The organism is Marinobacter sediminicola (assembly GCF_031157525.1).
GTDB lineage: Bacteria > Pseudomonadota > Gammaproteobacteria > Pseudomonadales > Oleiphilaceae > Marinobacter > Marinobacter sediminicola.
Genome location: NZ_JAVIXR010000005.1, coordinates 175,167 through 186,489 on the forward strand (window position 1 = coordinate 175,167; position 11,323 = coordinate 186,489).

At 58.8% G+C, this 11,323-nt stretch carries 11 protein-coding genes; 1 reads left to right on the forward strand and 10 read right to left on the reverse strand.

Annotated elements, in window-relative coordinates; genetic code table 11:
- Positions 1-5 precede the first annotated feature (5 nt).
- The gene (locus RG807_RS09585; protein WP_309044714.1) at positions 6-296 is read left to right on the forward strand and encodes a DUF2218 domain-containing protein; all 291 of its coding nucleotides are present in this window, start codon (positions 6-8) and stop codon (positions 294-296) included.
- Here the strand turns inward: RG807_RS09585 and RG807_RS09590 are convergent.
- The 10 genes from RG807_RS09590 to RG807_RS09635 all read right to left on the reverse strand — a co-directional run bounded on the left by RG807_RS09590 (position 272) and on the right by RG807_RS09635 (position 11,261).
- Complete coding sequence (locus RG807_RS09590; protein ID WP_309044715.1) at positions 272-1,138, reverse strand: sugar phosphate isomerase/epimerase family protein; 867 nt, start codon at positions 1,136-1,138, stop codon at positions 272-274. The two genes, RG807_RS09585 and RG807_RS09590, sit on opposite strands and share 25 nt — an antisense overlap.
- Complete coding sequence (locus RG807_RS09595; protein ID WP_309044716.1) at positions 1,138-2,151, reverse strand: DUF6005 family protein; 1,014 nt, start codon at positions 2,149-2,151, stop codon at positions 1,138-1,140. Before RG807_RS09595 ends, RG807_RS09590 begins: the two co-directional genes overlap by 1 nt.
- Positions 2,148-2,411 (reverse strand): phosphopantetheine-binding protein, encoded by a 264-nt coding sequence (locus RG807_RS09600; protein ID WP_309044717.1) that lies wholly within the window; start codon positions 2,409-2,411, stop codon positions 2,148-2,150. Before RG807_RS09600 ends, RG807_RS09595 begins: the two co-directional genes overlap by 4 nt.
- A complete protein-coding gene (locus RG807_RS09605; RefSeq protein ID WP_309044718.1) occupies positions 2,408-3,709 on the reverse strand; it encodes an AMP-binding protein in 1,302 nt (433 codons plus the stop codon). The genes RG807_RS09600 and RG807_RS09605 overlap by 4 nt, the downstream gene beginning before the upstream one ends.
- Entirely contained in the window at positions 3,706-5,532 is a 1,827-nt protein-coding gene (locus tag RG807_RS09610; protein ID WP_309044719.1) for an IucA/IucC family protein, read from the reverse strand. The genes RG807_RS09605 and RG807_RS09610 overlap by 4 nt, the downstream gene beginning before the upstream one ends.
- Positions 5,519-7,336 carry an IucA/IucC family protein gene (locus RG807_RS09615; protein WP_309044720.1) on the reverse strand — a complete coding sequence of 606 codons (1,818 nt, stop codon included), beginning with the start codon at positions 7,334-7,336 and terminating at the stop codon, positions 5,519-5,521. Before RG807_RS09615 ends, RG807_RS09610 begins: the two co-directional genes overlap by 14 nt.
- A gap of 86 nt (positions 7,337-7,422) precedes the next feature.
- Positions 7,423-8,790, reverse strand: coding sequence for an MATE family efflux transporter (locus RG807_RS09620; protein ID WP_309044721.1), 1,368 nt, complete (start codon positions 8,788-8,790; stop codon positions 7,423-7,425).
- Between the two features lie 22 nt (positions 8,791-8,812).
- Positions 8,813-9,622: an indole-3-glycerol phosphate synthase TrpC gene (gene trpC / locus RG807_RS09625; RefSeq protein WP_309044722.1), complete on the reverse strand. Its 810-nt coding sequence runs from the start codon at positions 9,620-9,622 to the stop codon at positions 8,813-8,815.
- 14 nt (positions 9,623-9,636) lie between these two features.
- On the reverse strand, positions 9,637-10,665 hold the full coding sequence (gene trpD / locus RG807_RS09630) for an anthranilate phosphoribosyltransferase (protein WP_309044723.1): 1,029 nt from the start codon (positions 10,663-10,665) through the stop codon (positions 9,637-9,639).
- Positions 10,666-10,679: 14 nt separating this feature from the next.
- On the reverse strand, positions 10,680-11,261 hold the full coding sequence (locus RG807_RS09635) for an aminodeoxychorismate/anthranilate synthase component II (RefSeq protein ID WP_309044724.1): 582 nt from the start codon (positions 11,259-11,261) through the stop codon (positions 10,680-10,682).
- Between the last annotated feature and the right edge of the window lie 62 nt (positions 11,262-11,323).

Sequence of the window (11,323 nt, forward strand, 5' to 3'; positions counted from 1 at the left end):
TTGTTATGCCGTTTATGAACGCTCAAGTATCCACTGCAAACCCCAGCCGTTTGATTAACCGCTTGTGCAAACATTTCAGCCACAAGATTGAAGCCGAGTGGACGGAAACCAACGGCTTACTTACCTTCTCCATCGGAGAGTGCCGGTTGAGCACTCTGAACGGAGCGCTGGCGCTGGAATGCCAGTCACCCACGGTGGAAGAACTGGAAGAGCTGGGGCAGGTGGTGGCGTCCCACCTCATCCGCTTTGCTGGCGATGAGGTGGCCGAGGTTCAGTGGAACCCCGCGACTGCCTGATGCTGAGTGCATTGCTCTGCCAGCACCTTGCGTAGCTGGCGGAGATCGCTGTTCAGTACCCGGTAGCTGTCTGCCCCGAACCATTCCAAAGACACGTCTAAGTCGATGCCTTCCGATTGCCAAGCCCCCAGCTCCGCCAGTATGGGGCGGTAGTCACACGCTCCCTCCAAGACCGGCACCATGCCCTCACGCGTACCCGCCGGCGAATACACGTTGGCCGGGGCAAACACGCCAAGCTGGCTGTGTTGTTGAATGTTCTTGAAGTGACAGTGGTGTACCCAGGGCGCCAGCTGCTTTAGCGCGGCCAGCGGGTTGGCACCGGATTCCCAAACGTGCAGAACGTCAAAATTGATCCCTAACGCCGGGTGATCGATGTCGCTTAACAGTTCGAGGGTGGAGCCCACGGTGTCGGCCAAGGTGCCCGGGTGAGTTTCCAGCATCAAAGAAAGACCTTCTTCAGCCACGTACTGGGTCAGCGTTTGCAGCCGCCGGGTCATAGCCTGGCGCTGGCTGGGCGAAACCTCGTCACTGCCCAAGGGCCCGGCAAAGGTGCGCACCTTGTTTGCGTGCCAGCGCTTTGCCAGTTGACAGGCCTCCCGGGTTTTACGAAGTGCTTCGGCTTCGCTGCCATCCAGCGGCAGATAATCGCTGACCATCGGAATGCGCAGCCCCTGGCGTTCTATCCAATGGCCGTCCAAAGCGGGTTGCCGGTCCAGATGGCGCGCGTGCACGGCCCAGAGTTCAATGCCGTCGAAGTCGTTGCGTTTGGCCCAGTCGGCCAGCTCCGGTAACGACACCAGATGGTGCCGGAACGAGATGGTACACAGGTGAAAACGGATCATCACAGCACCTCCAGATGGGCGTGTTCGGTATCGGTTCGTGGCACACCGATGTTGCGGTAACGCTGCCAGTCATCGAACAATCCCAGCAGGCTGGCTTTGATGGCGAACTCCCGCTCATCCTGTTCATTAAACAGTTGCTCAACACTGGCCAGCAGGTCGTTATTGCCGGACATCACCAGCTTCAAGGCGCGGAATTGGATCTGCGTGTAGGTTTTCACGAGCCGTTCGATATCTTCACAGATCGATTCAAACCAGGGCGCGCCTTCCGCTTGTTTGCCTTGGTCTTCGAGTAGCCAGGCGAAGGCGTGTTCATAGGCGTACTTGCGAATCGCCATCACCGGAATTTCCCGGAAGGCGTGGGGCAGGTTTGCCAGCGGTTGGCTGGCGTCTGGCCCGGTATGGGCACGAAGGATGCGCCGCAGGGCATCGGTGAACGGGTTGTGGTTGGTCTTCATGCATTGCGCGAAATAAGCGGCAACGGTTTCCGCCGGGGTGTGACGTATGGCCAGGCCATCAAAATAGAAGCCACCGGCGGCAGCCGGAGACCGCACTGACTCCAGAATCCGGGCTTTTGGCAATACCCCTTCCCAACGGAAGTCCGGGTCAGACATGAACCATTCATCGGGGTTGTCGGTGGTTTCCAGCATCACGTAGTGCGGAAACGGATTCTGGTGAAACTTGTTTTCCCGTTCGGGCAGCCGGTACAAGTCGAGCATCACCATCACCTGCCGATCCGAGGGCCGGTTTTCCACCAGCGACACCAGCGTTTGAATGTTGGTTTCTTTGTCGGCCTCATGGTTGTACCAAGGCTCAATGCTGATGCCGTACAACAGCTTGTACCAATCTCGGAATTCGTTATGGCGGGTGTGGGGTGAGTGGTACGACAGCTCCATGGCATCATTCACCGAAAAATCGGCATCCCAAACGCCGAAGTAAAACGGGCGGTGGTCTACCCCGGGCGTGCGTTTGATGATTTCGCACACGCAACTGACAAAACAGTGCACCTTGATCACAGGGACGGCTCCTTGTGGTCGTTAGCAACCAGCAGTCCGGCCAGATCATCCACGCTTTCCAGTTGGTGGGTCAGTAAGGTTTCCTCCGGCAGGTTGAGGCCGTGTTCCAACTCAAGATGCACGATTAGCTGCAACAGCATGATGGAATCAATGGCCAAGTCGGCGTTTAGCCGGGCACTGCCCGTGAAGGCGGACAGTCGCGCGTTGGGCAGATGCTGCTGGAGAACGGCCTTGATGGCAGCGTGGCGGTTGGTGCTCATGCGGGCACCTCCTCAGCAACGGTATTGGCGGGTGCTTCGCTCAGCAGCCGTCGGCTGACCTTGCCGTTAGGCAGGCGCGGAATGGTTTCGACCTGCTCGATGAAGGCGGGCACCTGATGAGGCGACAGGTGTTCACGGCTCCACTGTTTCAGCTGATCGATATCCAGTTCGGCATCGGCCACGAAACGCAGGCACACCCGCTCACCGGCAAAGCTGTCGGCTTGCTTATAGGCCACCGCTTCCCTTATGCCCGGATAGCTCAGGTATACGTCTTCCACCGCGCCGGGGTAAACGTTGATCCCCGCCACGTTAATGGTGTCGTCGGTGCGCGCCAGAAAGTGCAGTTGGCCGTGGGCGTCGAAATAGCCCAGATCCCGGGTATAAATCTGCTGGCCGCTGCCTTTGATGGTAATTAGCACCTCGTCGGGCTGCTTTGCGGAGGTGCCCGCAACCATAGAGACATGGGGCAGGGGCGTGCCCAGCAAGTCGGGCTCGGTCACGTTCGCCGTGAGCGCAACACAACCGGCTTCCGAGCAACCGTATTGCTGGCACAGCCGTTTGCAGCGATCCCTGAGCTGATTCAATACCGGGGCAGGCAAAGGCGCGCCGGACAGCATCACGGTATGCAGCGTCTCGCTGGGCGGCAGTATGCGGATCAATAAACTGACCAGTGTTGGGGAGGCGTAAAGCAGATGTTCCGGCACCGAGCGCAGCCGGGACAAAATGAACCGGGGGTTCAGATTGGTCACCACATGCGGGGTGGCACCCCGTTCCAGTGCTGCTAATACGCCACAGATCAAACCGTAGGAATGGGTAACCGGGCAGGCCACCACCGGTGTGAGTGGCTGGGCTTCGGTGAAGTGGTCAACGTAGGCCGTAAGCTCTCGGTCAATATCCCGCCAGGAGCGGGTAATGGTCTTGGGTTTACCGGTGGTACCAGAGCTCAGCTGTATTAACTCGCCACCGTTGCTTTGGGTCGGATTCGTGGGAGCTTCTAGGGCCTCGGGAGTGGCATCGCGCAGGTTGTCCCCGAACAGGAAATGGCTACAGCCGGTGTCGATGGCCAACGCTTTTGCCGCTTGCCGGGGCGTGCCCGGATGAATGGGCAGCACGCTGGCGCCTAACGGTTTCAGCCAAAGGCATAAGGCCAGCCAGTGGGCGGTGTCTTGCAGGCACACCGCCAAGCGGCAGTTGGTGGGGTCTTGAAACGGGCCGGAGTCAGCCAGTGGCGCCACAATACGGTCGCAATCGTCTTGGCTGTAAGGGGTGTTATCAACGTAAAACAAAGTGTTGGTCACGATAGCCTCGCTTGCTGGTGATCTGTGAAAGGCGTGGGGGAGCCGGTCAGGGTGATGGCCAAGGGGTTGGGTACCCAATGGCTCTGGTTGCCGGTGTCCGGCTGCAGCTTTCGGGTTAATAACGATTCGGTTTTCAGTCTTGGCTGGTCCCAGCCAAGCTGCGTCAGTCGGTGCTGAAGTTCCGGGTGGTGTTGGGCGTATTGGTCCAGCAGCCTGCGAACCCGCGCCCAGAACCGGGTTTCTGCAAACCCGTAAGCGTCTTCGAGCAGCAGGGCCAGTTCGCTCAGGTTGTAGATGAACAGAGTGTCCACGGCCAGCTCCCGCAGGGCTTCGGGGCCGGTCATGCGGTAATAGAGATCATCCGGTGCCTGGTCGTAACCGGCTTGGCGTTCGCCCAGATCCGGCTCTGGCGTGGTGGATGGTAGATAGTTGCGGGCGTACTCCACGCTGTCGTGAAAATCCCGAAGTAAGAGCGCGTTGGGCCAGCCGTCTCGCATCACCAGAAGGCTGTTTTGCGCGTGGGCCTCCAAGCCAGCGCCGTGGGCGACCAGCATGTGCCAGACCGGCAGAATCAGAGCCGAAAGCGTGGCGTTCAGCCAAGGTTCAAAGCCGTAACGTTCTACCCAAGGCTCAATGAACGGCTGGCCGTCTGGTTGCCATTGAAACAGCGCGTTCAGCGGCACCGCCTGTTCGCCCTCGTGCAACCGCGAACTGAGGCTGGTGCGCCAGATGGCGGCCAGCTCGCCTTCAAGCGGGTGCTGCCCGGGCAGAGTGCCGGGCTGCGCGGTAAAGCTCAGGCTGGCGTATTCCGGTAACAGCCGCAGCGGGTAATCCCCGGAAAGCCTTGGGTCTGATTCAACAATCGCTTCCAGCCAGCGGCTGATGGCGGGAGCCGACGGCACCGAATGCGGCTCCAGATGCCGGCGCGACGAGGTGTTGTGAATGCCCAGTGGCAGCTTGAGGCAGGCCTTCTCGGGGCGGTTCATATTGAACAACGAGCGCAGGGACTGGCTGGGCTGGTAGCGGTCGCCCAATGGCCCGAGATCGCGTATATCGAAATCCCCAAGCTGTTTTGTCAGCGGCCCGGTACTGAGGTGTCGCCATTGCCACGGATGCATCGGCACTGCACCGTAGTCTTGCCAATTAATACCCACCCGATGAAACGCTGCGCGCAGCAAAAAGGCGGGTTCCTCGCCTAGCTCCGCTTGCCAGAATGCCAGATCTGGCGCGGGCAGCTGGCTATCCAGATAGCGGCGGGGTACGGCCACCCAATACAGCCGGAAACCGGGGCTGGTTTCCGGGCTATAGCGCATCAAATCGTCGGCGCCAAAGCCCAGCCGGCTTTTGAAACACGGGTGGTAGGGGTGCCCTTCATGAATGGCCCGGTCCAGCGCTTCGCCGTGCAGCGAGCGCCGATTGTGTAACCTGAGGGTTTGATGGCTGTTGCGAAGCTGTTCTTCGTTCGCGAGGGTGGCGGCCAGTTCTTCCAACAGTATCTGGTGCTGTGAGCGGGAACCGGGTAACTCGTGAATAAGTGCTGGCAGGTCTACCGTTACCGGACGCTCATTGCGGTAAAAACTCAGGGTGTCGATGTCCAAACGTACGCGGCTGAAGCCCCGCACCCGGCCTCGGCAGTGGGCCTGCAAAGTGCCCACCGGAAAGTTCAGCCACTGCCAGCCCTCGCTGCGGAAATCGGTGTTGCAGCAGGGAGTAATGCCTTCAAACAGCAAGGCTTCCAACAACTGCCGAAGCACCCGTTGCCTGGGTGATTCCGAACGCGCAGGTGTCAGGGCCGCCTCGGCAACCGGGTTACGCAGCGCCATGGTGCACCTCAACAGATCGCTTGCGATGTTCGCTGGGCGATGCGGCTTGGGTGCGACGGCACAGCGGGTTGGGGATGCTGGTATACACTGCCATCTCCAGTTTGGCATTCAGCTCATCAACATCGTGCACGCGGGTCAGCAGGTTGCCTTTGTAGGGTAGGCAGCTGGCTTCGAGCAGCATGGCCACCAAGGGGCGCGCCGGACCATCAAGCCGCAAAAGTTCCGACTGCAGGAAGCCGCGCAATTGCCGCAGCAGCGCCGCCTCAGAAACCAGCCCATCTACACCAAAGCGTGCGATCACTGAAAACAGCTGATTCACGATCAAGTAGTAGCAAAAGCGGTCGCGAATCATCGCGTCCCTATAGAAGAGTTCCGGGGTGTGGCTAACATCCGGGCAAAGATCGGTCAGTAATTCGCGACGGCTTTCCGACAAGTAGTAACCTTGGTTATCCCGGTAATAATAGGTGTCCGGGTAACCGCCCCGCAGGTCAAGAAGGCTGTTCTGTTGGTGGGCTTCCAGCGCGATACCGTGCTCGTCATAGAGCCGAAGAGCGGGTGCGATGGCGCAGGAGAAGTAATGCTGGAACCAGTCCTGACTGACCGACGCCAGGCTTCGGTTTTCATTCAGTGCCAGGCCTTCGATCAGGCTTAACAACCGGGAATTGCGCCCCGGGAGCGGGTCTTGCGTCAGGGCCGCAATGCTGATCACATCCTGGTTCTGCCCCTCAACGAACGGGTTTTCCCGAAAAATCACTTCAAATCCGCTTTCGGCCTGCCCGGGGAGGTTCACCGTTAAGTAGGCTGGGTCTTGCAGGATACGGAACCCAGGCTCGCTTTCGGCAAAGCCGGTTTGTGCCAGCAGCCGGGCCATCACTACGCCAGCGCGAAGTTCGGGGACCTTGTTCACCCGCAAGGAGTTGGTCACTTTGACCGGAATGGAGAACTTCAGCATCCAGTCCGTTTGCTCGCTGTACACCGTCCGCACGGAAGACGTTGCAGAGAATTCCGGCCCCAGCGCCCCTAGAGGGAAAATTACACCAGCTTGAATGGCGGCTTGGACAGCGGGCTGTAGCAATAACCACTGGGCTTGCAGCGGGTGGGCGGGTATCAGAATGTGGTTGTCGGGCAGGTTCAGTGTGGGGTGGCCGCCGTTGATCAGCATCTCAGCCATCGCGCTAGCTGGCACAGCGGCTGCGGAATCTTCCACCACGCAGGATTTGTGAGCCATGAAGTAATGCAGCTGAAACTGGTCCGCCAATTCCGGGGCGTAAGCGTCTTGCTGCCATTCCGACATGCCTTGCCGGCTTTTTGGGGTGGGATGGCTGGCGTGGCCGAACAGCAGGGATTGTTCGGTCTCAAGAAAGCGGTTCAGGTAAAGGCGTGGGTCGTGCTGGCGTTTGGCAATGTAGCGGGTCATCACGCCGTAGCTGTCGGTCAGCCGGTGCAGTAGCTCCAGTTCCCGCAGTTTGCGGAGCTCTGGCACCATGCCCGCCGAACGAGCGTAGAGCTCCCGTACCAGCAGGCACATGGCCTGAAAAGGTTCAATCTCGGCCCAGCAATAACGGCCGTTCAGCCACTGGTGCACCTTGCCGTAGCGGTGGCGACCCAGGTCGGAATGATAAAGGATATCGATGGTGAGGCGGGAGCGCTGGGTTTCAAGCGACAGCTCGCAAGTCCATTGGCCAGACTGGCGAGTTGAAATGGTATTTTCCCGCCACTGGCCGGGGTCTATCTCTTGCAGATAGCCATGAAGAAAAGCCTGCAAGCTGGCTTGTTCGGCAATCGCGCGGGCGGACGGTCCCATGTCGACACTCCAAAGTCAGAATTTGGAGTAAATCTAAATGAGAACCATGCGCAGTTGAAACTTATTTACATCTTTTACATTTGGTATCAGGCCGTGGGTGACATGATCAAACGCTGGGGTCGAAAACGAACAAACAGCGCCAACGCCAGGCCAAAGGTCAGCCATTCCGCTATCGGCAGCGCCAACAGCAGTGGCCAGTCCGGCGCAAAGCGGGCGATGCCCACCAGTAACAAAGCCGGTAGAACCAGGCTGCGGGAGAAGGCCACCACCGCGGAGGGCAGGGGTTGGTGGGTGGCAGTGAGATACACTGATAGCAATACATTGATGCCGTTCACCAGGAACAGCGGCCAGAGGATGACCAGGTACTGATCGGCCAGCTGCGCCGTGGCCGGGTCTGCGGAGGTGTCGAGGAACAGGCGAACGACATCATTGCCGAATAGCCAGACAGTGCCCACCAGTGCCAGGGCCAGAGTTATAATCACCGTGGCACCGCAACCCATAAACCGGCGAATGCGCTCGGCGTTGCCGGCCCCCAGATTGTGGCTGATCAACACGTGCATGGCGTCTGAAATGCCGTAAAACACCATCAAGCTGAGGAATATCAGGTAATTCACCACGGTGAACGCGGCTACACCGGCCAGCCCCTGCGAACTCATCAGCAGCCAGTTTATCAACAACATCACCAGCCCGACCGACATCTCGTTGATCCACTCTGATACGCCATTGGCGAAGGCTTTGGTCACTTCGCGCCAGTTCTGTTGCCGCAACCGGAACGTCAGTTTGCGCGCGGGCTTGGCAAAGTAAAGCGCCAACACGGAGAGCTGCAGCACCTGGGCTATGCCGGTGGCGATGGCTGCGCCGCGCAGGCCGTAATCGAGATACCCTACCAGCAACGCATCCAGTGCGATGTTGGCCGCCGCACCCAGCACCAGTGCCGTGGTGGCCAGCCCTGGAAAACCGTCTACCCGCACAAAGTAATACAGCACCATGGTGAACAGCTGCAGCACCATCACCCAGATGATCACCAGATAGTACTCGGACATCAGCGAGAAGATGTTGGGAGAAGCCCCGAGCAATCGATAAATGGGTTCATGGAACAGCAGCCCGACGAGTGCGCCGGTTAAAGCCAGCGCCAGAGTTACCGTTATACATTTGCTGAAGATTGCAGACGCGGCAGCCCGGTTCCCTTCACCGAGATAACGACCGGCCCGCACAGTGCCGCCAATGGCCAGCGCCAACGCCAGCCCGAACATTAACGTAAACCAGGGAATCTGCAGGTTTAGCGCCGCGAGCGCGTCAGCACCGGCAAAGTTGCCGATGAAAATGCCATCCACGATGCTGGCGGTGGTCAGCGCAAGCAACCCGGCCACTGAGGGTAGGGCATAGCGGAAAAAGGCCGGCCAATAGGGGCCGGCCAGGATCGGATCGTTGGCTTGGTCGCCAGGGTGAGTCATGGGGTTGCCGTGGTTCGATGAATCAGCTGAACAGCTCTTGCAGCTTCTCGCCGGGTTCCGGCGCACGCATGAACGACTCGCCAATGAGGAATCCGTAAATACCGCGCTCGGTCATGGCCTGCACGTCTGCGCGGGTCATAATGCCGCTTTCGGTAATGGCCAACCGGTCAGGGCCAATGCGCTGATGCAGATCGAAGGTGGTGTCCAGCGACACGTCGAAGGTGTGCAAGTTGCGGTTGTTGATGCCCACCAACGGCGTACTGAGGGTCAGGGCGTCATCCATTTCTTCGCTGTTGTGCACTTCGACCAGCACATCCAGCCCAATTTCATGGGAGATACCTTCCAGTTCCTGCATCTGGTCTTTGGTAAGGCAGGCGGCAATCAGGAGGATGCAGTCGGCGCCAATGGTGCGGGCTTCATATATTTGATAAGACGCGACCATGAAGTCTTTGCGGATGACGGGCAGGCTGCAGGCGTTGCGGGCGGCTATCAGGTAGTCTTCGTGGCCCTGGAAGAAGTCGTGGTCAGTGAGTACTGACAAGCAGGCGGCGCCGCCTTTTTCGTAGCTTTCGGCGATTTTGGCGGGCTCAAAGGGGTCGCGAAGTATGCCTTTGCTGGGTGAGGCTTTTTTGATTTCGGCAATGACGGCTGGTGTGCCGGCTTCGATGCGCCGGCGCAGGGCGTTGGCGAAGCCCCTTGTCGCAGGCTGGTCGCCAGACATGGCCTTGAGATCTTCCAGGCTCGTTTGCCGTTTGCGAAAGTCGATTTCTTCCCACTTTGTTTCTACGATTTTGCGCAGGATGGTGGGGGTTTTGTCGTTTTGCTTGTTCATTAGAATTTCCTGGCTCAGAAGCAGTGTGAAAAGTCTGCCAGTTCCGCGAGTTTTCCGGCCGCCAGGCCAGAGCCCATTGCGTCCAAAGCCATTTCCACGCCCATTCTGGCGGTCGGAGCCAGGCCGGCTACATAGATGGCTGCGCCGGCGTTCAGGGCGATCATGTCGCGGGCTTTTTCGGCCATTTCATCGTGGCCTCGGCCGAAGGCGGCTTTGATCAGGTTCAGGGACTCTTCTGCAGTATCCACGGACAGCCCCACCAGAGTTTGGCTCTTTATGCCGAGGTCTTCCGGGGTGATCTGGTATTCGGTGATCTCGCCATCTTTCAGTTCTGCCACATGGGTAACGCTGGCCAGGCTGATTTCATCCAGGCCGTCTTTGGAGGCCACCACCATAATGTGTTCGGAGCCCAGCTTGTGCAGTACTTCGGCCATGGGGCGGCAGAGGGCTCGGCTGAATACACCAACCAATTGCCGTTTAACGCCCGCCGGGTTGGTCATGGGGCCCAGTATGTTGAACAGAGTGCGGCAGCCCATTTCTTTGCGCGGGCCCACGGCGTGTTTCATTGCACCGTGATGGCTTGGGGCGAACATGAAGCCGACGCCGATTTGTTCTACGCAGCGGGCGACCTGTTCAGGCGTGAGGCTCAGGTTGATGCCTGCTTGTTCAATCAGGTCGGCACTGCCGCTTTTGGAGGACACCGCGCGGTTGCCATGTTTGGCAACAAAGCCGCCAGCGGCAGCAACAACGAAAGCGGAGGCAGAGGAAACGTTGAACAGGTTGGCGCCGTCACCGCCGGTGCCCACGATATCAACCAGTGGCTCGGCTTTGATGGTTACGCCGGAGACCAGCTCGCGCATGACTTCCACAGCGCCGGTGATTTCATCAACGGTTTCACTTTTTATCCGCAAACCCATGAGCAGGGCGCCGATCTGGGCGTCGGTGGCTTCGCCGTTCATCACGATGCGCATCACGCTTTTCATTTCTTCCCGGGACATGTCGAGGTTTTCGGCAACCCGGTTCAGTGCGTCTTTCATGTTCATTAGCTGTTGCCTTCTTATTGGGTTCGCAGGAAGTTGCGCAGCAGTTCGTGGCCCTGTTCGCTCATGATCGATTCCGGGTGGAACTGCACGCCCTCAACGGCCAGGGTTTTATGGCGCACGCCCATAATCTCTTCCATGCTGCCGTCGCTGTTGCGAGTCCAAGCGGTTACTTCCAGGCAGTCCGGCAGGGTGTTCTGATCAATCACCAGGCTGTGGTAACGGGTGGCTTGCAGCGGGTTATTCAAACCCCGGAAAACGCCCGTGTCTTTGTGATAAACCGCGGACACCTTGCCATGCATCACGCGCCCGGCGCGAATTGTATCGCCGCCAAATACCTGCCCTATGGACTGATGGCCCAGACAAATGCCCAGAATTGGAAGCTTGCCGGCAAAATGACGAATCGCTTCCATGGAAATACCCGCATCGTCAGGTGTGCAGGGGCCGGGTGAAACCACCAGCCGTTCCGGATTCAGTGCCTCGATTTCCTCAATGGTGATCTCATCGTTCCGGTACACCTGAACGTCGGTACCCAGCTCGGCAAGATACTGGACAATGTTGTAGGTGAAGCTGTCGTAGTTATCAATCATCAGCAGCATAGCGATCGGGACCGTATGTTCTAGCAGTGGATGTGTTCGCCATGCGGGCGGCGCTGTTTAAA